The organism is Lysinibacillus sp. NPDC047702, from assembly GCF_050272555.1.
Taxonomy (GTDB): Bacteria; Bacillota; Bacilli; order Bacillales_A; family Planococcaceae; genus Lysinibacillus.
In genome coordinates this window covers 1-26,561 of record NZ_JBNNMG010000005.1, presented here as the reverse complement: position 1 = coordinate 26,561, position 26,561 = coordinate 1, and the positions used below count along the sequence as shown (strand labels likewise).

Sequence of the window (26,561 nt, the reverse complement as noted above, 5' to 3'; positions counted from 1 at the left end):
GGAAAGCGAGCATCATTCTCTTAAAACTTGAGTCATCTTCTATCTTTGTTATACTTGCCTATAGAAAGGTAGGGATTTTGACAATGAGTATAACAATTCGACAAGCGCAACCACAGGATGCCCATGCCGTTGTTCCATTAATAATGGATGCTATTGGTGATATTGCCAATCGTTTAACTGGTGAACAAACAGAGGAAGCTGTTAAACGAGAATTAACAAACCTTTTCAAACGTGAGGATAATCGACATTCTTATTTAAATACTTATGTAGTCGTTGAGAATGAGCACGTATTAGGAATTCTTGTTTATTATAATGGCGAGCAGGCTATTGAGATGGATGCTAACCTTGTAAAGTGGCTGAAGGCTAAAAATGCGCCTTCTATTATCATTGATCGAGAGGCTCACGAGGACGAATACTATATTGATACAGTATGTGTTTCATCTGAGGCTCGTGGTAAAGGGATTGGTACATTACTGCTGCAATATGCAGAAGAACTAACAAAGCAGCGAGGCTTTAAAAAACTATCATTAAATGTTGAAACTCAAAAAGAGAGTGCACGTCGTTTGTATGAACGTTTAGGCTTCGTCATTACAGAACCATGGTCAATTATTGATGAACCTTTTCATCATATGGTGAAGCAAATTTAGGAAGTGAATCGCAAAAATATGAAATCAAATTTACTATATCCTCTACTGATTGTTATTGCCTCTAGTAGCTATGGAATATTATCGACAATTGTCAAAGTAGCTATGCAACATGGCTTTACATCAGCAGAGGCTGTGTCGAGTCAATATATTATTGGCTTCATACTAATACTCACTATTTTTTTAATTACGCAAAGACAATTACCCAAGCCTTCGAAAGGTGGGCTAGTTATTTTGGTTTGTGCAGGGCTACTTACTGGCACTACAGGTATTGTCTATGGAGAATCATTAAGATATCTGCCTGCTTCTTTGGCGGTAGTGATGCTCTTTCAATTTACTTGGATTGGTCTACTACTGGATTGTGCACTAAACAAACGGTTACCAAGTCGTCCTGAAGTGATTTCGCTAATTATTTTATTTGCAGGAACCATTCTAGCCGCTGGTGTGTTAAATGTTGATCTAAGTAGTATCCCAATAAAAGGGTGGCTTTTTGGCTTTGCTGCTGCATTTAGCTTTGCTTGTTTTATTCAATTTAACTCACGACCTGTGGAAGGTATTACAACTACTGCCCGTGTCTTAATTGTATCCTTCGTTGCACTGATTTTAATTAGCATTTTCCTTAACCCTGAAATTATATGGAATGGAAAATTATTTGTTCATGGTTTATGGAAGTTTGGACTAGCTTTAGGGCTTTTTGGCATTATATTGCCGATTTATTTATTTTCAATAGCCATTCCAAAAATAGGCGGTGCCCTCGCCTCCATATTAAGTGCCATCGAGCTTCCAGTAGCAGTTACCGTTTCAGTTATTGTTCTACATGAACCATTAACTGCTATACAAGTAATGGGGATAATTCTTGTCATTGTCGGGATGATGCTTCCTGCAATTATTACCCAACGTCGGCAAAAGGATATTATTTTAGAACCCATCAACAATAAAAACGCATAATTAAAACTCCTTAATATTGGGTTCATCCCTTTTTAAGGAGTTTTTTCGAATTTTGTAATTATGGCATTGATAACCAATATTTATTTAGTTTATGATGAGGGCAATTAGAATTTTTTAATAATTCTAACATTATTGTGTTACCTCCGTATTATACTGCTATATGCAAGTTACTCACTATGAGAAAGGAGAAGATTATGAAAAAATCGCGTATTTTCGGTTTTTTCCTTGTGCTGATGCTCATTGTCTTAGCTGCATGTAGTAGTGAAAACAACAAGAATTCTACAAATGATGACAAAACGTCAAATCCTGAAAAAGCAGATGTAGAAACATCACCATCAGGCAAGCTAGTTATTTACACTGGTCGTGATGAGGAGATGGTACAGAAGGTAATCGATCAATTTAATGAAAAGTATCCAGACATTGAGGTAGAGTTTTTGACAATGGGGGCTCAGCAAATTTTAGAGCGTCTACGCGGTGAGAAGGCAAACCCACAGGCTGATTTCTGGTGGGGCGGTACACAATCAGCACTTATTGTTGGGGCTAATGAGGATTTGCTTCATGCATGGAAGCCTAGCTTTATCGACTCCATCGATACTGCACATAAAGATGCAGAAGGACGTTGGTTTGGCGAAATGCTGCTCCCTGAGGTAATTATGATTAACAGTGATGTATTAACGAAAGAATCTGGACCACAGGATTGGGATGATTTATTAGATCCTAAATGGAAGGATAAAGTTTTAATTCGTGGTGTTTTAGCATCTGGAACAATGCGGACTATTTACTCCTCCATGATTGTACGTCAAGGCACCGATTCCCCTGATAAGGGCTATGATTGGCTATTACAGCTAGATGCCAATACAAAGGAATATACACAAGATCCAAATGCACTTTATTTAAAGCTTACTCGTCAGGAGGGCAGTGTTTCGTTATGGAATCTGCAAGATATTTTATTAAAAAAATATACAACGGATTATCCATTTGATTACATTTATCCAAAAAGTGGTGCACCGATTTTAGTAGATGGTGTAGCTGTTGTCAATAATGCGAAAAACTTAGAAAATGCAAAGCTCTTCGTTGAATTCTTATTTGAAAAGGGTATGGTCACGCAACTGGCTAATGACTATTATCAAATTCCTACACGTTCAGATATTGATAAAGCAACAATGCCTGAATGGTATCAAGAGCTAGATTTAAAAACTTTTGATATTGATTGGCAGCTTATGTCAGAAAAAGAAGCCGAGTGGATGGAATACTGGGATAATAATATTAAAGGACGCGGCAAATAAGATTATAGAAAATAGCTTACTAGTGTTATCACTAGTCATGTTGTTGAAAAATTAAATAGTCAAGGGACCCTTTGTAAATATTTAGTCAAAATGAAGGTGATTTCCGTTCCAGGCTACTCGCTTTGCCGCTGACGCTTCGCTTTCGCACAGAGCAAGGCTTCCTGCGCTGAGGAACGAAGGCTAAGTTCGTCACGTCCTGTGACAACGCCTTCGTGACCAACATCATGTTGGCCTCAGTTTCTCGTCTGTCTCGCTATCCCACGGGAGTCGAGTTGCCTTGCACTCCAATCAGCAATAGTGTCGAACTTTGAATATTTTCTTCCCTCAAAAGTAAAGTAAAAGCATATTACTTACCAACATTAATTAGATAGAGTAGTGGTACAATTCTATAGTTGTTTATCCTACATTCTATGGATAAAACCACTTTGTCACTTTTCATAAAGTCACTTATTGCTGTCGCTCTGTTTCGCAAAAGAAAAATGTTATATCAAAGCTCAATTTTTGCGCAAAATAGTGATGGTTAAGACTTCATTTTATCACTACACATTTATGTGAAATGCCAATAGAAAATACTATGAGTAATGGTTGATTGGAGTGTAGACTGAGTGACTCCTCGGGGATTCAGCGTCACAGATGAGACCCTGGAGCGAGCAGATTAGGGGAACGAAGGCTAAAATCGTCACGTCCTGTGACAACGCCTTCGTGACCAACCTCCTGTTGCCCCAAGCGGCTCATCGGACGCCCCCAGGAAAGCACTCAGTCGGAACGGAGATCAACCCCTCGTTTTGAAAAAGGGCTATACTTTTTTATATGTCACCTTGATGTCATTGACATAATAGTATTTCAACAACATGACTAGTGTTATCACTAGTTTGCTATTTTTGTATAAATGACCACCTACTGCTCACAAGAAAGGACAACAGAATTTCTTATTTAGAAGCCTTCATGTATTCTAACTTTCTGCGAGAAAGGAGCACTTTTTTGAGAAGTGTCAAAATAGAGAATGTCTCTAAGCAATTTGGTCAGGTGCATGGTGTAAAAAATTTAAGTCTTGATATTAAAGCTGGGGAGTTTTTTACATTTCTCGGTCCAAGCGGCTGTGGTAAAACAACTACCTTGAGAATGATTGCTGGCTTTTATTACCCGACAGCGGGGAAAATTTTATTTGATGATCAGGATGTGACTCGGCTTCAGCCCAATAAACGGAATATCGGTATGGTGTTTCAAAACTATGCTCTTTTCCCCCATATGACGGTTGATGAAAATATCGCCTTTGGTTTACAGGTTAGAAAGCTTAGCAAAAGCGAAATTAAACGAAAGGTCGATCGAATTCGAGGACTTGTTCATCTAGAGCCCTATGGAAATCGAAAAATCAATGAGCTATCAGGCGGGCAGCAGCAAAGAGTCGCATTGGCTAGAGCACTTGTGATTGAGCCAGATATTTTATTACTTGATGAGCCTTTATCGAATTTAGATGCAAAATTACGTGAGGAAACTAGAATTGAAATAAAACGAATTCAAAGCGAGCTTGGTGTCACAACTATTTATGTGACGCATGATCAAATGGAAGCAATGGCCATGTCTGATCGCATTATGGTGATGGAAAATGGCTATATCAAGCAAATTGGTACCCCTCAGGAAGTTTATCATCGTCCTTTAAGCCGCTTCGTTGCAGATTTTATCGGCGAAACAAACTTAATCGAAGCAACCATTGATACTATTGATGACGAGCATATACAAGCAAAAACAGCAAATGGACTTGTTCTCACTGGGCGAAAACACCAAAGCTCTCTATCTTTATCGCATATGATTGGAGACAAAGTGTTTATCTCTATTCGTCCAGAATCGATTCATCTAGATACAGGTGACAATACATTGACTGGTAAAATTTCTTTTGTTGAATTTACTGGAATTAGCGTGAATTACATTGTCGATTTTCAAGAATTTTCGCTAAAAGTAATGATTGTTAATTCAAGTGATTCATTAAAAAAGATTGGTGAGGATATTACGTTAAATATTCCGTATGATGCATTATATTTTTTAGGTGAATAGGGGGGAAGCTGACATGAACAAAACACCTGTCAACACTCCTAAAGAAAATATATGGTCACGAGTTACGTATTCTAATTGGTTTGTATACATCCTCATATCGCCATTATTTTTAATATTGCTTGCCTATGTGGTTTATCCCTTCTATCAAACTTTTTTACAGAGTTTTTCAGGAAATGATCCATTTTTCTCCTATAAAAAATTTTTTGATCTGGCTAGCCCCGCCAATTTAGAAGCGTTATGGACTAGTTTATATATTTCAGTCATTAGTGTTATATGTTGTGCAATTGTTGGAGTGACAATGGCATTTTTACTAGAACGTTATGATTTTCCAGGAAGACGGCTGCTATCAGTTTTGGTATTAGTACCCATGGCTCTTCCACCGTTAGTAGGTGTGTTGTCCTTTACATTTTTATATGGGGAAAGCGGTATCTTCCCCCGTGCCTTCCAGCATTTATTTGGATTGAGTCAGGTACCCTTTTCGTTAAAAGGAATTTGGGGAGTTATCGTTGTCCATACATTCACGATGTATACCTATTTCTACCTGACGGCCTCTGCTGCTATAAAGGGGCTTGATCCAGCTTTAGAGGAAGCAGCAACGAGCCTTGGCGCTGGACGTATTCGCATATGGACAAAGGTTATTTTACCGATGCTGACTCCTTCAATAGTGGCATCTTCATTATTAGTATTTATGATATCTATGGCATCCTACACGGCACCATTAATGTTCGGTGTAGAGCGTACAATGACAATGCAAATTTATTTATCTAGAACAAATGGCAATCTAGATATGGCGGCGACACAATCTATGATTTTATCCTTTGTGTCCATCTCATTTCTGTTGCTGATGCGTTGGTATCAAAATCGCCGTAACTACCAAAATCTAAGCAAAGGCGTCAGTATCCATCGATCAGAAGTATCTTCAAAGGGAATGAAAATAACTGCTGTTGCTGCATCATTCATCAGCACCTTAATTTTAATTTTACCCATATTAGTGCTAGTCTTAATTTCATTTTCTGTGGATGGTGCATGGAAAACGCAAATTCTCCCAACAGAATACACAATGAATCATTATGTTGCACTGTTTACAGATGAACGCACATGGCGACCAATTTGGAATTCCATACAAATGGGTGTTGTTGCGACGATTGGTAATATAATTTTTGGAGTTGCAGCTGCCTATGCTATGGTACGATTAAACTTTAAAGGTAAAACGTTACTTGATATATTAATTATGGTACCATGGGCATTACCAGGGACAGTTGTAGCTGTTAACTTAATTGCAGCCTTTAGTACTGAAAACGTCTTCGCTTTTAATCAAGTGCTCATTGGGACGTTCTGGATTTTACCGTTAGCTTACTTTATTAGACATTTACCGCTTGTCTTTCGCTCGACATCTGCTTCACTTGTGCAATTAGATCAGTCTATCGAAGAAGCATCTCGAGGATTAGGTGCCACTTGGTGGTATACGTTTAGACGTATCGTAGTACCGCTCACCTTTACTGGAATTCTTGCTGGTACATTATTAGCGCTTGTCCAAAGCATTGGTGAGTTTGTAGCATCCATTCTTATTTACAGTACATCTACTATTCCACTGTCCGTCGCTATATTCCAAAAACTATATTCATTTAAATTTGGAACTGCCTGTGCATATGGTGTTTTACAAATTTGCTTAATTTTAATTGTACTGATTATTTCTGAGAAGTTATCTAAGGGCAGTGCTGGCTCAGCCATCTAACTGCTAATCTACTAGGAGGCAATGAACATGTTTGAAGATTTCCGCAATAAAACACAGCAAGAAGATGGGATGATTTTCCCTTCTAATATTTATCGCAAAATTGTCTTACAACCGGCCTATGATGAAGCAAAGAAAAACTTTTTATCAATCATGCTACAAATTAATATTGCACACTTAAAAATGCTGGAAGAACAAGGACTCGTAAAAAATGAAGAAGCAAAACAAATTGGCGTCGCACTTAAAAAGCTAGATTTAAACTATTATCGCTTAGAGGATTACAGCCCAAGATACGAGGATTTATTCTTCCGTATCGAAAATAAATTAATAGAACTAGCTGGTGATATTGCTGGAAATCTTCACATTGGCAGAAGTCGTAATGACATGGGTATTGCCATTTATCGCATGACATTAAGAAAAAAATTATTATTGCTTATGCGTGAATTATTGACATTACGTGATGATTTAATCGCGGCTGCAGAAGAACATGTGGATACTATTATGATTGGCTATACTCATACTCAACAGGCACAGCCAACAACCTTTGCACATTATTTGAAGGCTGTTATCGATCAACTGGAGCGAGATTTCGAACGTTTGCAGCACGTCTACAAAACAGTTAATCGCAGCAGCATGGGGGCAGCGGCACTAACAACGACAGGCTTCAAAATTAGCCGAGAGCGCATGCGTGATTTATTGGCATTCGATGATATTATAGAAAATGCTTGGGATGCTGTTGCAGGTGCAGATTATATTGCCGAGGCAGCAAGCATTGTACAGCTTGCGGCACTTAATCTTGGTCGCACATCTCAGGATTTTTTACTGTGGGCAACTCAGGAATTCAATGCCTTTACACTAGCAAGTCCGTATGTACAAATTAGCTCCATCATGCCACAAAAGCGTAACCCTGTTTCAATCGAGCATACTCGTTCATTGCTCTCAGCGGTTGTTGGGGATGCTAGTACAGTATTACAAATGGTACATAATACACCGTTTGGAGATATCGTAGACACAGAAGATGATATGCAGCCCTATTTATGGCGTGCTATTGATCGTTTACTAGGTATTTACAAACTATTTGGTTCACTTGTTGTGACAATGAATGTGAACAAGAAAAAATTAAAAAATCGAGCAGAAAATAGCTTTGCTAACGTTACAGAGCTTGCTGATACATTAGTACGGTCAGAGGGGATATCCTTCCGTCAGTCACATAGTATTGTCAGCAAATGCATAAAAGTACTGCTTGCTCATGGTGAGGAATCTTTGGTAAGCCTTACATGGGGATTAGCAAATACACAGTCTAAGCTAATTACTGGTAAACCGTTAAATATTTCTGAAGAGGATTTTTATAACACTTTAAAACCTGAAACTTTTGTAGGTGTTCGTACTTTGCCTGGTGGTCCAGCACCAGAAACGATGAAGGCGTCGCTTGAAAGATCTAAGGTAAAAGCTCAAGATCTTTATGCCTGGATTCATGCAAAGGAGACAAAAATCATTGAAGCAGAAAAGCAATTAACTGTATTTTTAGAGGATTGGAATCAATGACGAAATGGCTCCTTATTGTTGACGGTGGTGCTACTAAGACGGCTTGTGCAGTCGTACACGCTGAATCCGGTGAAATTAAATATTCAAACTCAACAAAGGGCTCCAACTATCAAGCTATTGGTACTGAATCAGCTACAGCGGTATTGCATTCATTACTAGCAAATGTGTATGATTTTTTACAAAAACAAGAGAGCTCAAAAATTGCTGTAGCAACCTTTGCATTGTCTGGGATTGATTCTAATAAAGATCATGAAATTGTATCAGCTATTGTTCATCACGTCATCTCCTCTATCTCATTGCAAGTAGATACACTTATTATCGAAAATGATGCACAAGCTACTTTACTAGGGGTCACTGCCGAACAGGCAGGTGCTTTACTAATTGCTGGCACGGGTGCTATTGCGTATGCGTATGATGGCTCTAAAATTGCACGCGCTGGTGGTTGGGGACATCGTGCAGGGGATGAAGGCAGTGGCTATTGGTTAGGACAAGAAGTAATTCGTGCTATTTTTAAGATGGAGGATGGACGTGGGGAACCAACGATCTTAAAAAATGCAGTCTATCATTATTTACGCATTCAAGATGTTACGGAACTAGCGGCATGGCTGTTCCGTCCATCTTACACGAATGCACAGCTCGCAAAAATGGGTGCATTTCTGGCAGAGGCAGTAACTAAAAAGGATTCTTGTGCCACTCAAATATCCATGCGTGCTGCCCATGAATTAGTGCTTTTAGCTTGTGCAGTATTGAAAAAAATTGGCTATAATGGTGGCACATTTAACCTTTATTGCAACGGTGGTGCTATTAAGCATAACCCAATTATTTTTAAAACCTTCTCACAGGAAATGAAATCCATGTATCCACAAATTGAGGTTGGCTTATGCCAGCATCAGCCTATTTATTACCTAATAGAGCGTACAAAAAGGGCCTATGACAACTTATAATGTCATAGGCCTTTTATATAGAAAAACACATTATACAATGTTAGAGCGCCATTTTTTTCAATCCATCTGTCGTAAAATATAAATAGCCGTCTTTTACAAATAAATTCTTCGTATCCTCTCTATTTAGAACTTGTTCTCCACTTCCGTCAGGACGAATTTTTGTTAAATATGCACCTTGTGAATAATTGCTAAAATAGAGCCAGCCATCTGCATATACAATAAATTGTGCTCGAGAGTTTGAAATACGCTCTGACTGACCTGATTTCAAATCGAGCATATATAGTTTATTATCATCAGCAACATTACTATAAAAAATTTGCTGTCCTACCTGAGCCGGAAAATCTACATTATGAAAATAGTTATACATGGTATTCGTCGCTTTTGGATAGTCCTCTGCAATCCATGTATGATCTTTTGCCATCGTTCGATCATCCACTAAAAAGTATTGATATCGTACCGCCCCTTTACGATCAGGGACTGGGTCATTCCAAGTCGTATCGAGATGATACCATTGGCCATCAAGCTTAACTAAATTCCAAGCATGTCCTTCCTGTCCAACATAGCCCACTATATATTTAGTTTCTATACCTAGCTTTTGGAGCATCGAATGTGCTAATAATGCATATCCCTGACAAACACCACCATGCTCAGCCAGTACAGTATATGCGCTATGCGGGCTTGAGGATGTTTGATCGGTATAAGCTGTGTTAGCAACAATAAAGTCATTGACAGCCCTAACCTTCTCTAAATCATTTAAAGAACTTTTTTGAATAGAAGCGACGATATCTTGAATATTCGTTTCTACATATGCGGCTTGATCTGGAGTCATCAAATAGCTTTGATTACCATAAATTGTCGCTGTTTTTCTGCCATATTCAAAACGGATTGAGTGTTTGCTAATATGTCCATATACATAATCATCTCGCTTTATAGCATTGTCATAGGCTTCTTCCACGATTTGTTCAATCCGTTGTGTACTTCCTTTATATTGAATCTCAAAAGTTGGCGAAAAACTACTGTAGTAAGCATACATTGCATCAGCCATTTCTTTTGCATTTGTTACAACTAATTTTGCTTCAGGCTTTGGAGCAGCAGGAGCTGTGACAGCAACGCCAGCTTCTGGTACCTCTTCTAGAGGTGTGGCTATTTCAATGGAGGCATTCTCTGACAATTTGGCAGTGACATCTACTATTTTTTCCTTTGTTGAGAGTATCATTGTTTCAATTTCATCATTATTTGCCCAAGTTATTACTTGTTGGACAACTGCCTTTCCAGCCGTATAAATTGGGTCAATAAATATAACGATTATTACGATAATGGCTAATTTTTTCCACAAAATCCTCACCTCCAACCATCTTCTTCTTTTCATTATATACAAAAAAAGCACAAAGAACTCACTAGAAAGTTCTTTTGTGCTTACATTTTATTTACAGATATTTAATTTTAAGAGGTTCTATTTTTTATATCTTTAGAATCCTAGTTAATTTTAAGTTTTTGTTCTTTCTTATTCATATTGTAAACTAAATGACTATCACTAATTCTTAAATCTGAAACAGATTGCTTTACAAGCACTTCCATTTTTAATGTCTTAAGATTTAGTTTTGTTAAAAAACCGCTATTACTGTAGTCACTGAAGTACAAAAAGTTATCCGCACCAGTAATATAGAGGGCACGCTTATCAATAATTTTAGTCTTCTTGCCACTTGCTAAATCAAGCTTATACAATTTATCATTATCTGCTGTATTACTAAAGTATAAAGTGTTCTTATCTTGATGATAGGCATAATGAATATTTTGCATATAGCTATATGCTGTACTTGTTGCGGCAGGATAATCTGATGTTATCCAAGTATGATCTTTTTTAAGTTGTGCATCTGTTACTAAAAAATAATCATATGAAGAAACACCTACTCGATTCGGTAATGGATCATTCCAAGTTGTATCTAAATGATACCATTTGCCATTCAACTTCACTAAGTTCCATGCATGGTCCTCATTGCCGTTAACATAGCCAACAACATACTTCGATTCGATTCCTACTTGTTCCAGCATTTTATAAGCTGTTAGCGTATAACCTTGACATACAGCCTGCCCTTCCATTAACAGCGCATATGCACTATGAGGACTAGCCTTTGTATTAGTACCATACTCGCTATTTGACACAATATAATCATTAATTGCCTTTACTTTTTCAAACTCTGTCATAGAAGGCTTAATAATTGTTTTTAATACTTGATCAATCTTTTTTTGTACAGCCACTTCTTGTGTTTGGTTTGTGAAATATTTGACTTTAAATGTCACATTGCCAGCTGAATCCGCAGATATAGCGGTACTCTCCAAATGACCACTCGCATAGACGGCTTGCTTCTGTGCCTTTTCATAGGCTTCCATAAATTTATCTTTAAAATTAGTCATTGGACCACTATATGTAATTTTAATTTCTGGTGCGAAATTATTTAATTGCTTGACGATTTCTGCTGTGAATTGATCCCAAGTCGTTACTTTAGAGTTAGCTACTACATTATAAGCAATCACTGGGGAAGTATTTTCTGGATGAGTATCTGTATTTTGAGCAAAGGCTGCTGTTGGACTTAGCATCAATAAAGCTGCTCCACTTATCAACCATTTTTTCATAATAATCACCTTCCCTTTTATGGTAATCTTCTTACTAATTAGCATAACAGAAAAAGTATCTATAAATCTATCGTACAAGTTCACTAACTGTGACTTTTAACTAGAGAAACCATAAAATTACATAGGTTAAAATCCCCAGCTTTTTTAAATTAGAACCGAAATAAACTATATTTTTGCAAAAAATAAAAACCCACCTAAAACAGTGAGTTTAATGGGTATTTTCCCCTTTTTTTCAACGACTCTTTACTACTAAATTAACTGCTTCCTGAATAGCTTCATTCATTTTCTCGCCATCCCCTTCAGCATTTTGTACACACTCTAAAAGATTTGTACTTACAATCACTCCAACCGTACGATCTACTGCTGAACGTACTGCGGACAATTGGGTAATGACTGCCTTACAATCCTTTTCTTCCTCCATCATTTTCAAAATACCACGTAGCTGACCTTCCATACGTTTAACACGATTTTTTACTTGATCTGAATACTCCATCATCATTGCCCCTTCTTTCCATACTCGCTACGTTCTTGAGTAATTAATGTTTTTTTGCACATTTATTCAACTTATTAATTATTCTCCCTTGGTTTTAAATAATTCATAAGCATTTTAGTAATAATTGTCCCTGCATTTGTTATTTCATCGTATTGTATAATTGTGTTTTTCTTTATACGTAACTGTCCAATCTCCACCTCAAAAATTGGACATTTTCTTTTAAGGGCAGCAACTAGCATATTTGTATCATACTCATAACGCACTCCCTTTACACGCAGCAACCATGGAAGCTCTTTAATAGAGATATACCTTAGACCAGTCTGAGTATCCATTAGCTTTCTATGGTATAGAAGCTCGAAAAACAAGCTTGTTGCACGATTTCCCCAGTAGGATAAGAGTGTGCTGTCTGATGAATGAAAATTACGTACTCCCAGTACAATTCCTTCTGAGAACACCTTTGTCATCGTTAACACCAATTTTACATCTTGCACTGTATGTTGATTGTGGGCACCGACTGTAATTACACCCTGAAACAGATTTTTTTGCGACCATATATATGAAAATGCTGTTTTAAGTGCGCCGCCCTTTCCAATATTTTTATCATGTTGTAACACTCGACAGCAATTAATGCTCTTCAGCTCTTCGAAAATATCTGCATATTTATCGTCACTTCCATCATTAACGATAATAATTTGTGAAATCTTCGTTGTTAAAAGCTGATGTACATAGGTTATTAATGAAGATTGTGGATTAAATGCTGGAATAATGGCTGCGATATTTTTCATTATTATTATCCTCCGGACGACATTAAAATGAAACTTTGGCAGATGTACTTTTTAACAATTCCTTTTGAAAATCTCCCTTATATCACATAGTATCATGTAACGATGACAATTCAACTGATGAATCCCATTAAACATATCAATAATATAGATATTTTCCCGATATATGAAAAAAGAGGATGAAAGAGGTGAGGACAATCGTCAGACAAGAGGAAATCCTACGACATCAATGTAAGAAAGTAAGAGCGTTATCCTTTCTAAATTTAGCTGAAAATTTACAAGGTGCAAATGCATTCGCTATTTCGAAGCCAGCTCTATCCCTACATAAATCACTGCTTGTACTAGAGGAAATTTTATATGAAATTTATAAGTTAGAAATGCATGCAGAGCCGAGGCTGAAAAGCATACATTCTTTACTTAATCATCGTAATTTTGTCGCTAAAATACATCCGCGTCGTATTTATTTATTAATGAACCTTGTGAATAAAATGGCTTCCAGTCAAAGCAATGAGATTGTCGAGGCAAAGGCTGCAAAAATTGTACTTGATTATATAAGTGATATTGTAGAGTGGTTTATTAAACGCTTTGATCGAAGCTTCAAGGCCAAATTACCAGGCAAAGGCTCTAATTTTGAAGATTTAGCATCCATTGTTAATGCCAGTATGCTACATCAAGATCAACAGTCAGCAGAGGCCTATAAAAATTCAGCAGGCTGGTTCGAGATGGCAGCAAAACAGGGAAATCCAAGTGCCCAATATAATTTAGGGGTGCTTTATAATCACGGACGTGGAGTAAAAAAAGATTATACTTTAGCAAGAAAGTGGTATGAGAGAGCAGCAGCGCAAAAAGATGCAAATGCTTTATACAGTTTAGGGGTACTTTATCATTTAGGACAGGGCGTATCGCAGGATTATGAGAAAGCAGCTCACTACTATAAAGAGGCTGCGAATTTAGGAAATGCAGATGCTCAGTATAATTTAGGTGTTCTTTTTAATCAAGGACTTGGTGTACCTGTAGATTTTTTTGAGGCAGCAAAATGGTATATTGCTGCAGCCAATCAAGGCTATACGAGCGCACAAAATAATCTTGGATTTCTTTATCATAATGGAACTGGTGTAGAGCAAAGCTATGAAGAAGCTATCACTTATTTTGAAATGGCTGCCTTAGCAGGTGATGCAAGTGCCCAATATAATCTTGGCTATATGTATCTAAAAGGTCGTGGTATCACACAAAATTTCGAAGAAGCTGCTAGATGGTTCCACATGGCAGCACTCCAAGACCATACCAATGCAGAGTTTCAATTAGCGATGCTCTATAACACCGGTCAAGGTATCGCTCAGGACCATATAGAGGCTATTAAGTGGTTTAAGCTTGCGGCACATAGCGGACATACAAATGCTCAATATTGTCTCGGCCTGTTGTATCAAAAGGAGAAGGATATGGCATTAGCTGAAAAATGGTTGCAGCTCGCCGCTAGCCATGGACATATAAGTGCAGGTTTTGAGCTTGGATGTATGTATGTACATCAGCTTGAACAGCCTGACAAAGCGTTACCTTACTTTAAAAAGGCCGCAGAAAAAGGCTATGCTGATGCCCAGTACGAGCTTGGATTATTATATGCAAATGGATCTGGCGTCACATTAAATTATAATGAGGCAGTGAAATGGTGGAGAGCAGCCACAGATCAGTCTCATATTAATGCAGAGTACCAATTAGGATTATTGTATGAACAGGGCTTAGGAATTGCACAAGATTTAGAAGAGGCGCGGCGTTGCTATCGTCTAGCGGCCATTCAAGGGCATTCAGGTGCTCAATACCAGCTTGGAAATATATTCGATAAGGGAAAAGGTGTCAAACAGGATTATACTGAGGCAGCAAAGTGGATTGAACAGGCTGCGGCACAAGGTCATGCCAAAGCACGGTATCAATTAGCTCAAATGCATAGTCATGGACAAGGTGTACCAAAGGATTTTGCAAAAGCCGCACAACTGTATCGCCTAGCGGCTTATCAAGGCCATCAAAAGGCCCAATTCCAGCTAGGTATGTTGTATAAAAAGGGGCAGGGTGTTGCTCAAGATTATAATGAGGCAACAAAATGGCTCAAGATGTCTCTCGAAAATATAAAAGAATAGCCCTCTTAAACAAAGATACCGTGTCATCAGCCAGTTTAAAAATGACACGGTATTAGCCTTTAATTTTTCATTTCTTCTTTTTGATGAATCATAAATGTTACAACGATAAATAATGCAAAGCTTATTAACAAGGTTGTCCCACCTACAATAAAGAAAACTAATGTAAATGTACTGCTAAAATTAAATGGATTTATATTATAAAACCACATGCCTAATGTTAAGCCAAAAACACCTAAAATCGCTGTCCAGCCATGTACAGTAACTAATTTTTGAGACTTCACTTTGAACGCTCGATAAAAAATTCCCCATGCAAACATACTTAACCAACCTACTAGTAAAACGTGTGCATGTATTGGTCTAAATTGATAACTTCCTGAACCAGACATATGTGAGCCTAAATACGTTCCAAACAATGCAAAAATTGCAGCAAGGCGTATTAAACGTAAACTCCATTTTTGTTCCATACGATTATTCCCCCTAAGCTTTTTCAACTATCAGCAGTTTATCGTAGGAACATGAACTTTACATGAACTCCTTATTACAGTTTTGGTAAGCGGATATAAACCTTTGTACCAGTGTGAATAACACTTTCCATCTCAACCGTACCTTCATGTAGCTCTGCGATTTGTTTAACAATGGCTAGTCCAAGCCCAGTCCCTTGCTTTGTTCTTGAAGCATCTACTCGATAGAAGCGATCAAATACCTGCCGTAATTGATCAGCTGTTATTCCTATACCACTATCCTCAATTAGTACTTCAACATAGGTCGATTGCTCCTGTAAACGAATATGAATTTCTCCGTTCTCGACATTATATTTAATGGCATTTGTCAATAAATTATCCCAAATATTTTGTAACAGCCTTGCATCGCCGTTATAAATAAGTGGCTCTAGCTGATAGGATAATTGTATATTTTCCTCCTCAAGCTGCCAGCGATATTTGCTAACTGTTTCCTTTAATTGCTCATCTAAGCGATAAGATTCACGCTTTAACAATCTTGTAGATTGGTCGAGGGAAGTTAGTAAAAGTAACTGCTTCGTTAATGTAGAAAGACGCTTTGTTTCCAGCTCAATAATCATTGTATATTCCTGTCGCTCCTGTTCTGTTAGCGAAGGATTCTTTAATAAATCTACATAACCTTGAATATTTAGCAATGGTGACTGAAAATCATGTGATACATTACTAATAAACTCCTTACGTATGCGATCATTTTCCTGTAATTTTTCAGTCATGACATTAAAACTAATTGCAAGTTGTCCAATTTCATCTGCACGATCAATATCCAATAACGTATCAAATTTTTCATGAGCTAGCTGATGTGTGGCCTCAGTTAGCTGTGTAATGGGGCGAATTAATGCTTTAGCAAATAGTAGCATTGCTAATAAGCTAAGAACTGTCATTACTAAAATAAGTCCAGCTAGAATTGTATGGACCTCAGAGAATAATAATCGAATATCGGGTCTTATAAACAATGCATAATGCTTTTTTTCAATTGTAAATGGGACACCTATCGTATTTATAAGCTCATTCGCAAAAAAGCCTGTCACAAATGTTTCTTTTGGAAATTCACGCATACCATGATAAATTTCACCCCCTGTAACACGCTCAACAACTTCAGAAGACAATGTTTTATCTCGGTATTCTCCTCCAAAAAATTGCCCTTCATCACCATCTGTAATATAGATTTGGTAGCCAATTTCCCCCAGGGTAGTTAAATATTTATCAAGATCCTTAGGCTTTGTGGTCTCAATATAGCTCGCAATTTCCCGTGCAATATTCACATTTTTGGCATCATTTTTTTCCTTTACAACTTGATGATAATAAGTGTTTGTCGCTAAAAAGCCTATACACAAGCTGCCAATCATAACAAGCATCGTTGTGACAACGAACTTACTATATAATGTTTTCATCATGTAATAACCTCAAGCTTATAACCAACACCACGCACTGTTGTAATCTCAACATCTGTTATATAGCGGTGCAATCTCTCTCGAATACGCTTCACATGCGTATTTAACGTTTGCTCATCACCTTCATAGTCATAGCCCCATACTTGTTCCATAATGAAACTACGCGTGAATACCTGATTTGGGCGCGAAGCGAGTAATGCTAGTAGCTCAAATTCCTTTAATGGCAATACTAGTGTATCTTCTCCAACGACAACCTCAAAGCTTCGGCGGTCAATGAATAGCTTCCCTACTTGGATAGTAATTTGATTTTTTTTATCTAATCTACGTAATATTGCCGCTACACGAAATAACAATTCCCTAGGCTCAAAGGGCTTCACAACATAGTCATCCGAGCCCGCTAAAAATCCTCGTTCCTTATCTTCAAGCTCTCCCTTTGCAGTTAACAGCAATACAGGAATATCGTAATCCTGGCTCAATATCTCCGTAAGCGTAAAACCATCCATTCCAGGCATCATCACATCTACAATTGCTAAATCAGGTAAGCTCCCCTCAAGTAATTGTAGTGCCTGCTGTCCATTTTCTGCCTGTAATACTTGATAGCCCTCTCTCGTAAGATATATATTCACAAGCTGTAATATGTGAACATCGTCATCCACAACAAGAATTTTCATATAGTTTGACCCTCCGTCCTTCCTTACGCTCCTTAAAATTTATCATATGTTACTTTTTGGATACAAAAAAACTCGCTTATTTTTGCAGAAGTATAGCAAAATATTTGCAATACATTCCTGTAGCAGCGAGAAGTTTTTTAGAGTGCGAAGATAGAAATTAACAATATAATAATTAGTGGTAATCCAATGACAATATACCCTCTTGGATTTGCTAGATTCATCGTCCAGCCTATGCCAAAGCGTTTCTCGACAAAAACAGAAGGGTCCTGTTTATTCATATAGATTAGTCCGCCCTTCCAAAAGCGATCATCATCTAAATCCATTACTTTAGAATCGATATTTTCTTCAAACTTCACACGCAACTGGCGTTTTTTCCATGCATAAGCAAGTAGTGAGCCTAGAATAATTACTAAATATAAAATAAATAATGGCAACAGTTTATTGCCCTCAGCTATCGAAGGATAAATATTGCTTAGCTGTAAAACCGTGAATAGAATTGTTAGTGTATAGCTTATAAGCATAAGGCTCCAACTCATATATTTTCGACTTTTTAGTTGATCCTCTAACGATTCCTCTTTACGATTAACAGCTAATTTAATCGCTGAACGTTTTATAGAATCAACAATTCCCCACATCATACATTGCATCATTAGCATGATCAGTGGTAAAGATAGGGCTGTAAAATACGATTTACTTCTCCAAGAGTCTGCCTCACCACTTGGCCCCCAATGAACAGCAATTTTATCGGGTATTTGTTCATAATGTAGCAAAGTAAAAATGACTAAAAAGATTGTTACACCTAAAGGTACTACATAAAATGGCCATGGAAGCATTTCATCTCTGCTACGTGCTGTTAAATCAACGGAGCGCACTTGTTTGATATGCAAGCCCCATTGCTCTTGCTTTTTGAGTTTTAAAACTTTGTGATGATTCATCCAATATAACCCCATACTTACCGCAATCATAGCAAAAAAGCACCCTAGTAGTAAATTCCCTTGTACAAAGGTAGATTGTGCAAAAGAATAACCTACAATCATAATGATTAAAAACGCAATTCCAAAAACGCCTACAATTTGTGCATATTGCTTTTTCATATTCCTTAATGTTGGATGTTTTACATTCTGCTCGGGTACAGTAACACCAAAGATAATCGTTTCTCGTACGATATAGGGAATAAAAAGTTGTAAAGCTAAATTTATGACGTAGATTGTGGTAAAAACACCAAGTAGCATCTCTCTATACCCCTTCTACTGATATTTGCAAATCTGCGAATACCTTTTTCATCATGTGCTCAATTTGCTCTGCTGTTGCGCCGAGCACCATTCCTTCTGCCACAACAGGCTTTAAATTTTTTTCAATCAGCTGTAATTGTTCTGGTGTTAAGGCTCGCTCTTCAACTGAACGAATAATAGCTCCTGATTTGGCTCTTATTGTGATAATTCCCTTTTCTTCTAGCTCATGATAGCTTTTATTGACCGTATGCATATTAACACCTAAATCAGCCGCTAAATTACGCACAGATGGCAAGGTATCACCTGGTTTCATTTCTCCTCTTGCAATCCCTTCAATAATTTGACGTGTTACCTGTTCATAAATGGGAACGTCAGATCGAGGCTCAATTTGAATATACATTTCAATCATCTCCATATTTGTTATATAAACAATATAACAAATATTTGATTGCTATGTATAAAGAAAGTGTTTAAATTATAAAGAGCTCCTAACCATCTCTATAAATTTTTGGACAAGTATACTGTGCCTTTCATTCTTTCTTGTACATATAGCAATTTTATGTTTAATATGAATATCCTTCACATAAACTCTTGCCAAATGACCACTATCCACATACTCGCGTACTGCTAGTGATGAAATAAAGTTTGCACCATAGCCCGCCATAACAGAACGAATTGTTTCATTAATGCCATTGAATTGAAGCGCTATTTTTGGCGGTTTCACTTGATAGGTTTGACATAAAGAAAAAAGATGCTCCCTCATTGAGCTACCCTCCTCTCGCATTATAAATGGTTCCTTCACCATATCAGCAAGTGCAATGGTTTGATTCGCATAGCGGTGAGCAGATGAAACGACAAACCATAATTCATCTTCAAACAGCTCCTCCCATGCTATTTCTTCTGGTCTTTCTGAAATACCACCACCATAAATGGCGATATCAGCTTTATAGTGAATTAGCTGCTCAAAGGCATCTTTCGTATTGGTTGTTGTAATGACTAGATTCACATCTTCATGCGCTCCTTTAAAGGCAGCTGCCCACTTAGGAATTAGAAAGTTAGCTGGTAAGTACGTTGCAACAATATGTATATTACCAGCCTTAGCAAGTCGATAATCCTCGATAAAGGATTCAATGTGCTCTTCAAGCGCAACAAGGTTTCTGGCTTTTTCCGCTAAGGCTCCTCCAAAATCTGTTAATACTACACCTCTTCCTTGCTGTTTGAATAATTGAACACCCATTTCATGTTCAAATTTTTTTATTTGACTTGAGACAGCTGGTTGGCTAATACAGAGTAATTCAGCAGCCTTTGTGAAACTACCTGTTGTAGCAACCTGATAAAATAATTTCAATGCATGAATATTCATAGTTTCACCCCACACTCATAATCTTAAGTTATGAATCAATAATAATAATATATTTTTATTATAATTTATTCTAACATACACTTAACTTGCAAGAGAAAATGTGGAAATGGAGAATATTTAATGATCAATTCAACTGTTTGGAATCATGTAGATAATTATTTTTTGGAAAAGCTAATACCGATGGATAGAAAACTTGAAGCTGTATTACAGGCTAATAAAGCAGCAGGTATTCCAGAAATCGATGTCTCACCAACTCAAGGCATGCTGTTGTATTTATTGGCTAAAATGAAAGGGGCAAAGAACATTTTAGAAATCGGAACTTTAGGTGGATACAGTAGTATATGGTTAGCACGTGCCCTTCCAAAAGAAGGTAAAATCTATACGCTTGAGATTAATCCAGAGTACGCTTCCCTAGCAAAGCAAAATATTGAGAATGTTGGTTATGAAAAGAAAGTGGAAATTATCGTTGGTAAAGCCTTAGACACATTGCCTACCCTGAAAAATGCAGCTCCAGCTTTTGATTTCATTTTTATCGATGCAGACAAGCCTAATAATCCAGACTATTTGAAGTGGGCTTTAGAATTGGCTAACCCAGGAGCTGTGATTGTCGCTGATAATGTAGTGCGCAATGGTGATGTAATTGACGAAAAAAGTGAAGATGAACGAGTACAAGGTGTACGACAATTCATGGATTTATTAAAAGAAGAATCAAAAATTGAATCTACAGCTATACAAACTGTTGGTAATAAGGGCTATGATGGCTTTGTGCTAGCGATCGTTAAGTAATTAAAAAGAGATGTCTCATAAATAGCTGAGACATCTCCCTGAAAAAAGCCATTCTGACTTTGCCTTCTTACTACTTTCATATTGAAAAAGATGTCCTACAAGCTCCCCATCTAAGCTTGCAAGACATCTTACACCCCATTTAAATCTCTTACCTTTTATAAGTAGACCCCTTTTTATTGCAAAAACGCGCTCATTTCGTTTAGAAAGGAACGGGGGAACAGACCCCGCTCATTTCAATAGTGGAATTGGGTGGACTGCATTCGAGTTCAGTCCACAATCATTTAGGAAAGTTGGATATGTTCGTTTAGTAGATTGTTTTGGATTAAGCTAATTTTTCATAACCTGGAAGTGTCAAGAATTCGGCAAATTCATCTTGCTCAATTAAAGATTTAAACAGCTCGGCAGCTTCATCATAGCGACCACTGTTATAGGCTTGTTCCCCAACAGCCTCTTTAATTTTCACAAGCTCTTCTTCCAAGATTTCTAGTACGAATGCCAATGTAATGCCACGTCCATCATCTAAAATACCCTTAGGATGACGAATCCATTGCCATACTTGCGTACGAGAGATTTCCGCAGTTGCAGCATCTTCCATCAAGTTATTAATTGGTGCAGCTCCGTTTCCTCGTAACCATGAGGCAATATATTGAACTCCTACACTACAGTTTACACGAAGACCATCGAGTGTAATTGTACCTTCTGGAACAGCTACTAAATCTTCAGCAATAACATTTACATCTTCACGTTTTTTATGGATTTGATTTGGCGTTGTCATAATTGCATCAAACTGCTCCATTGCCGTGGCAACCATACCTGGATGTGCAACCCAAGTACCGTCATGACCGTCTGTTGCCTCACGACGCTTATCCTCAGCAACTTTTGCAAATGCTACTGCATTCGCTTTATCGTCACCTTTAACTGGAATTTGTGCTGCCATTCCGCCCATTGCAGGAGCATTACGTTTATGACATGTTTGGATACATAATGACGTATATGCCTTCATGAATGGTACTGTCATTGTTACTTGCCCACGGTCAGGTAAAATTACATCAGGCTGGTTACGTAGACGTTTGATATAGCTGAAAATATAATCCCAACGTCCACAATTTAATCCAGCTGAGTGTTCACGTAGTTCATATAAAATTTCATCCATTTCAAATGCAGCTAAGATTGTTTCTATTAAAACAGTAGCCTTAATTGTACCTTGTGGGATGCCAATATAATCTTGAGCAAACACAAAGACATCATTCCATAAGCGTGCCTCTAAATGGCTTTCAAGCTTTGGTAAATAGAAGTATGGACCAGTACCCTTTGCCAATGCATTTTTAGCATTGTGGAATAAATACAAGCCGAAGTCAAAGAAACTACCTGAAATCGGTTCTCCATCCACGAGTACATGCTTTTCTAGTAAATGAAGACCACGTGGACGAACTAATAACACTGCTGTTTGCTCATTTAATTTATACGTTTTTCCATTGGATGCTTGAGTAAATTCAATTGTTTTATTAATAGCATCACGCATATTAATTTGACCGCCAATCATGTTTTCCCATGTTGGAGATGATGCATCCTCAAAGCAAGCCATAAACATTTTTGCACCAGAGTTTAATGCATTAATAACCATTTTACGATCTACAGGTCCTGTAATTTCAACACGGCGATCTTGCAAATCTGCTGGAAGTGGTGCAATTGTCCAATCTCCCTCACGAATATGCTTAGTTTCTGGTAAGAAATCAAGCTTCTCACCTGCATCAAGTCGTTTTTGACGTTCTTGACGTGCTGCTAGCAATTCTTTACGTCGAGCATCAAATTTTTCGTGCAGGGCAAGAACAAACTCAAGGGCTTCTGGTGTTAAGATTTCTTTTGTTTGCTCATTTTGATCCCCAACAATTTTAAGCTTACCTGTTGTTGCTTGTTCCATTAGTAGTTTCCCCCACCTTTGTGATTTTAAGTTGAGTCGTCCCCCGCCTTAGGAGGAGCGGAGGAGACTAATCTATGATTATGAATTTAGGATATAAGCGTAATTAATTTATAATTAAACAAATTGTTCTGTTTCTGTAGAGCCAGCCATTGCTGTTGTTGAAGAAGTACCACCAGAAATAACTTGAGAAACTTCATCAAAGTAACCAGTACCAACCTCACGTTGATGGCGTGTAGCTGTGTAACCTTTTGATTCAGATGCGAACTCAGCTTGTTGCAGCTTAGAGTATGCAGCCATACCATTATCTTTATAATCATGCGCAAGTTCGAACATAGAGTGGTTTAATGCATGGAAACCAGCTAATGTAACGAATTGGAATTTATATCCTAGTTTGCCAAGCTCGCGTTGATACTCAGCAATCTCCTCTTCTGAAAGGTTAGCCTTCCAGTTGAATGAAGGTGAGCAGTTATACGCAAGCATCTTACCTGGGAATTCAGCATGAATAGCTGCTGCAAATTCACGTGCTTCGTCAAGAGATGGCTTAGATGTTTCACACCAAATTAAATCTGCATATGGAGCGTAAGCTAAACCACGTGCAATTGCTTGTTTAATACCTGGTTTTGTACGGAAGAAGCCTTCTGGTGTACGTTCACCTGTAATAAATTCAGCATCGCGTGGATCAATATCAGATGTTACCATATCAGCTGCATCTGCATCTGTACGAGCGATTAAAATTGTATCTACACCCATTACATCTGTTGCAAGACGAGCAGCAACTAAGTTACGAACAGCATTTTGTGTTGGAAGTAAAACTTTACCACCTAAGTGACCACATTTTTTCTCAGAAGCTAATTGATCCTCTAAGTGAACACCAGCAGCTCCTGCTTCAATCATTCCTTTTACAAGTTCAAATACATTTAGAGGACCACCGAAGCCAGCCTCAGCATCTGCCACGATTGGAGCGAACCAATCGAATTGATCTACACGTCCTTCAGCATGATCGATTTGATCAGCACGTTGTAAAGCTTGGTTAATACGCTTTACTACTGCTGGTACAGAGTTCGCTGGATATAAAGATTGGTCAGGGTACATTTGACCAGAAAGGTTTGCATCAGCAGCCACTTGCCAGCCTGATAAGTAAATTGCTTGTAATCCTGCTTTTACTTGTTGTACAGCTTGATTACCAGTTAATGCACCTAATGCATTAATAAATGGTTCTTCATGTAGAGACTTCCAAAGTCGAGCAGCACCTTTAGATGCTAAAGTTTGTTCAAGTATAATAGAACCCTGTAGCTTAATAACCTCTTCAGCTGAATATGAGCGTTCAATACCTGCCCAACGTGGGTTCTCTGCCCATTCTTTTTCTAGTACTTGAATTTTTTCTTGACGTGTTGACATATTGAAATTCCACCTTCCCCTTTGTATACAATTCACTCTGTTAAAAAACTTTTAATTAACTGTTCCATAACAGGTTTATTTGTTGTAAATTAATATATAACAGAACATCTGAATTTTCATTATTTTTAGATAAAAGACCAAATTTTAATGATAAAACTACTTTTTTCAACGACGAAATTTGGTAAACTGTTTACAAACAAGGGGGATATTCACAATGAATAATGAGTCGTTTTCTTTACCAAAAGATATTTCACAACAGTTTATTTCAATATTAAAGGACTGGATTCCAGCCTACTCTTCCATTGCAATTGCTGTCGAAAACTCTTATATTTATTTTCATTCTGGACATCAAAACATCAACTTGAAAGTGGGGCAAAAAGTCCAACCTGGTAGCATTGCGGAGCAGGTGATCCGTACAGGAAAACGGACAGATGCAATTTTAGATAATTCCCTATTTGAAACACCCTATTATGGTATAGGCTATCCGATACACATTTTAGATGCACCTGCAGCACTTGTTGTAGTATTACCTTCAGCCTTTACAGAAAAGAAATTAGAACCATTTCAATTCTTAACAGGCAAACATGAGGAAGAATGGAATCCTGTGGCTATTGATAAGATATCTCATATTGAGAGCCTACAGAAAAAAACGTGGTTTTATGTGGAGGGAGATCAATTTAAAACTAGTATCACACTAAAGGAGCTACAAATGCGTTTACCTTCGTTCTTTATTCGCATTCATAGATCCTATATTGTGAATATTTATTTCATAAAAAAAATGGCGCGAGATCTTACTTCAAATTTTATAATTACTTTAAAAGATGGAAGCGAACTACCCGTAAGTCAATCTTATTTAAATAATCTTCGAAATGCTTTAGAGTTCTAAATTTTAGAATTGGAGCATATAGAATTGATTTGAACTTCTCCTTGCCAAGTGGTAAGTGCTCTTGAACTATGAATTTCAATAGATTCAGATCGTGTAGCTTTAGATAGCAATGGTGTTTATAGAACTAAATATAATCCGTCTAAAAAGTCATAACGATGTAAATAATATTTATCCTTCTTATATTCATCCAGTCTGGTAATCCTACTTCCCAATTGTCTCGAATTTTTTCATTCATTGAATTAGGGAGTGCCATATGCTTATGCTGTCTCTTGATAGTTTGCAAACAGTTTCACCAGTGTTACACTCTTCGAATGAACGCTTATAATTTTATTTTAACTAGATGTTTATATCGATCCATAAAAAATACTCCTGATTAAGTAGTTGGATTTTATCTGTCTACCTAATCAGGAGTATATCAATCAAATCAACCCAAATTTTATGTTTTAATGGATTTGCACAATTTTCGAAATCCTAAATTTACCTATTTGTAATCAGTTTATCTTAAATCAGCAGATTTTTAGTGTATGAAAGTGGAGTGACAGCAACAAATGTTTTTGTACCGAAAGCGAAGTTCAGTACAAAATACTATCACCTCTATAGGTGCGAGATGAATGGAATTTTTATCAAGATGAACTTTTCGAGCAAGTTCGAAAAAATCTGGACGGCAATTACGTTGGGTGTAATTGATAAATGCCCATTTTTCTTATTATAATAAAACAATCATGAGTTTCTGACTCCCAACTCAAGCATGAAATAGTTTTTTACAGAAAAAAAGAAAAAACCAGAGTAATGTACTCTGGTTTTACTATTGCCTAGCAATGTCCTACTCTCACAGGGGGAAGCCCCCAACTACCATCGGCGCTAAAGAGCTTAACTTCCGTGTTCGGTATGGGAACGGGTGTGACCTCTTTGCCATCATCACTAGACTATGAACGGCTTTCAATATACGTCGCATTTCTTCGTCAGCTTCTGTCGTTCAGTCAGTCACGTACTTGAGTACGCTCCTTCCCTCTCTCCATCGCTTCCTCGAACTACTCGTATCTTGAAACCCTTGAAAGAAATTATTCTTTCAAAACTGGATAAACGGTGCATTGAATGTTTCAAACATTTTGGTTAAGTCCTCGATCGATTAGTATTCGTCAGCTCCATGTGTCACCACACTTCCACCTCGAACCTATCTACCTCATCGTCTTTGAGGGATCT

General features: G+C 37.5%; 22 protein-coding genes and 2 rRNA genes. 10 read left to right on the top strand and 14 right to left on the bottom strand.

All coding sequences use genetic code 11. The annotated features are described in order from the left end of the window. Positions 1-83: 83 nt before the first annotated feature. The 7 genes from ACQKIM_RS04090 (at position 84) to ACQKIM_RS04060 (ending at position 9,151) form a co-directional block, all read left to right on the top strand. A complete protein-coding gene (locus tag ACQKIM_RS04090) occupies positions 84-647 on the top strand; it encodes a GNAT family N-acetyltransferase (RefSeq protein ID WP_427539451.1) in 564 nt (187 codons plus the stop codon). Positions 648-665: 18 nt separating this feature from the next. After that, complete coding sequence (locus ACQKIM_RS04085; protein WP_427539448.1) at positions 666-1,592, top strand: EamA family transporter; 927 nt, start codon at positions 666-668, stop codon at positions 1,590-1,592. 194 nt (positions 1,593-1,786) lie between these two features. Further along, complete coding sequence (locus ACQKIM_RS04080) at positions 1,787-2,878, top strand: extracellular solute-binding protein (RefSeq protein ID WP_427539445.1); 1,092 nt, start codon at positions 1,787-1,789, stop codon at positions 2,876-2,878. 981 nt (positions 2,879-3,859) lie between these two features. Beyond that, positions 3,860-4,930 carry an ABC transporter ATP-binding protein gene (locus ACQKIM_RS04075; RefSeq protein ID WP_427539442.1) on the top strand — a complete coding sequence of 357 codons (1,071 nt, stop codon included), beginning with the start codon at positions 3,860-3,862 and terminating at the stop codon, positions 4,928-4,930. Between the two features lie 13 nt (positions 4,931-4,943). After that, positions 4,944-6,665 carry an ABC transporter permease gene (locus tag ACQKIM_RS04070; RefSeq protein ID WP_427539439.1) on the top strand — a complete coding sequence of 574 codons (1,722 nt, stop codon included), beginning with the start codon at positions 4,944-4,946 and terminating at the stop codon, positions 6,663-6,665. Between the two features lie 27 nt (positions 6,666-6,692). Continuing rightward, positions 6,693-8,207 (top strand): argininosuccinate lyase, encoded by a 1,515-nt coding sequence (argH, locus tag ACQKIM_RS04065; protein WP_427539436.1) that lies wholly within the window; start codon positions 6,693-6,695, stop codon positions 8,205-8,207. After that, entirely contained in the window at positions 8,204-9,151 is a 948-nt protein-coding gene (locus tag ACQKIM_RS04060) for an N-acetylglucosamine kinase (RefSeq protein ID WP_427539433.1), read from the top strand. Before argH ends, ACQKIM_RS04060 begins: the two co-directional genes overlap by 4 nt. A gap of 40 nt (positions 9,152-9,191) precedes the next feature. Here the strand turns inward: ACQKIM_RS04060 and ACQKIM_RS04055 are convergent, their stop codons facing one another. The 4 genes from ACQKIM_RS04055 to ACQKIM_RS04040 form a co-directional block, all read right to left on the bottom strand. Continuing rightward, the gene (locus ACQKIM_RS04055; protein ID WP_427539430.1) at positions 9,192-10,496 is read right to left on the bottom strand and encodes a transglutaminase domain-containing protein; all 1,305 of its coding nucleotides are present in this window, start codon (positions 10,494-10,496) and stop codon (positions 9,192-9,194) included. Between the two features lie 131 nt (positions 10,497-10,627). Continuing rightward, on the bottom strand, positions 10,628-11,785 hold the full coding sequence (locus tag ACQKIM_RS04050; protein ID WP_427539427.1) for a transglutaminase domain-containing protein: 1,158 nt from the start codon (positions 11,783-11,785) through the stop codon (positions 10,628-10,630). A gap of 232 nt (positions 11,786-12,017) precedes the next feature. Next, positions 12,018-12,278, bottom strand: coding sequence for a metal-sensitive transcriptional regulator (locus tag ACQKIM_RS04045; RefSeq protein WP_004233098.1), 261 nt, complete (start codon positions 12,276-12,278; stop codon positions 12,018-12,020). A 74-nt stretch (positions 12,279-12,352) separates the two neighbouring features. Next, positions 12,353-13,063 (bottom strand): glycosyltransferase family 2 protein, encoded by a 711-nt coding sequence (locus ACQKIM_RS04040; protein WP_427539424.1) that lies wholly within the window; start codon positions 13,061-13,063, stop codon positions 12,353-12,355. A gap of 185 nt (positions 13,064-13,248) precedes the next feature. On the opposite strand from ACQKIM_RS04040, the gene ACQKIM_RS04035 reads away from it, so the two are divergent. After that, a complete protein-coding gene (locus ACQKIM_RS04035; RefSeq protein WP_427539421.1) occupies positions 13,249-15,192 on the top strand; it encodes an SEL1-like repeat protein in 1,944 nt (647 codons plus the stop codon). 59 nt (positions 15,193-15,251) lie between these two features. Here ACQKIM_RS04035 and ACQKIM_RS04030 read toward each other — a convergent pair whose 3' ends face one another. From ACQKIM_RS04030 to ACQKIM_RS04005, 6 genes are all read right to left on the bottom strand, one after another. After that, complete coding sequence (locus ACQKIM_RS04030) at positions 15,252-15,656, bottom strand: hypothetical protein (protein WP_427539418.1); 405 nt, start codon at positions 15,654-15,656, stop codon at positions 15,252-15,254. A gap of 74 nt (positions 15,657-15,730) precedes the next feature. Next, complete coding sequence (locus ACQKIM_RS04025; protein WP_427539771.1) at positions 15,731-17,101, bottom strand: ATP-binding protein; 1,371 nt, start codon at positions 17,099-17,101, stop codon at positions 15,731-15,733. After that, on the bottom strand, positions 17,101-17,772 hold the full coding sequence (locus ACQKIM_RS04020) for a response regulator transcription factor (RefSeq protein WP_427539415.1): 672 nt from the start codon (positions 17,770-17,772) through the stop codon (positions 17,101-17,103). The genes ACQKIM_RS04025 and ACQKIM_RS04020 overlap by 1 nt, the downstream gene beginning before the upstream one ends. 137 nt (positions 17,773-17,909) lie before the next feature. Beyond that, entirely contained in the window at positions 17,910-19,004 is a 1,095-nt protein-coding gene (locus ACQKIM_RS04015) for a DUF1648 domain-containing protein (RefSeq protein WP_427539412.1), read from the bottom strand. A gap of 4 nt (positions 19,005-19,008) precedes the next feature. After that, positions 19,009-19,404: a GntR family transcriptional regulator gene (locus ACQKIM_RS04010; RefSeq protein WP_427539409.1), complete on the bottom strand. Its 396-nt coding sequence runs from the start codon at positions 19,402-19,404 to the stop codon at positions 19,009-19,011. A 75-nt stretch (positions 19,405-19,479) separates the two neighbouring features. Beyond that, positions 19,480-20,367: a LysR family transcriptional regulator gene (locus ACQKIM_RS04005; RefSeq protein ID WP_427539406.1), complete on the bottom strand. Its 888-nt coding sequence runs from the start codon at positions 20,365-20,367 to the stop codon at positions 19,480-19,482. 120 nt (positions 20,368-20,487) lie between these two features. Here ACQKIM_RS04005 and ACQKIM_RS04000 point away from each other — a divergent pair, with 120 nt between their 5' ends. Continuing rightward, positions 20,488-21,153: an O-methyltransferase gene (locus tag ACQKIM_RS04000; protein ID WP_427539403.1), complete on the top strand. Its 666-nt coding sequence runs from the start codon at positions 20,488-20,490 to the stop codon at positions 21,151-21,153. Between the two features lie 322 nt (positions 21,154-21,475). Here ACQKIM_RS04000 and aceB read toward each other — a convergent pair whose 3' ends face one another. After that, entirely contained in the window at positions 21,476-23,074 is a 1,599-nt protein-coding gene (gene aceB / locus ACQKIM_RS03995) for a malate synthase A (protein WP_427539400.1), read from the bottom strand. 114 nt (positions 23,075-23,188) lie between these two features. Then, positions 23,189-24,472 (bottom strand): isocitrate lyase, encoded by a 1,284-nt coding sequence (gene aceA, locus ACQKIM_RS03990; protein WP_427539397.1) that lies wholly within the window; start codon positions 24,470-24,472, stop codon positions 23,189-23,191. Between the two features lie 214 nt (positions 24,473-24,686). Between aceA and ACQKIM_RS03985 the strand changes: the two genes are divergently transcribed. Continuing rightward, positions 24,687-25,358, top strand: a complete 672-nt coding sequence (locus ACQKIM_RS03985; RefSeq protein WP_427539394.1) for a LytTR family DNA-binding domain-containing protein — start codon at positions 24,687-24,689, stop codon at positions 25,356-25,358. Positions 25,359-26,168: 810 nt separating this feature from the next. On the opposite strand, the gene rrf is transcribed toward ACQKIM_RS03985, so the two are convergent. Together rrf and ACQKIM_RS03975 are read right to left on the bottom strand one after the other, a co-directional pair. After that, positions 26,169-26,284 (bottom strand): 5S ribosomal RNA (gene rrf / locus ACQKIM_RS03980). A 183-nt stretch (positions 26,285-26,467) separates the two neighbouring features. Beyond that, positions 26,468-26,561, bottom strand: a 23S ribosomal RNA gene (locus ACQKIM_RS03975); the annotation flags it as partial.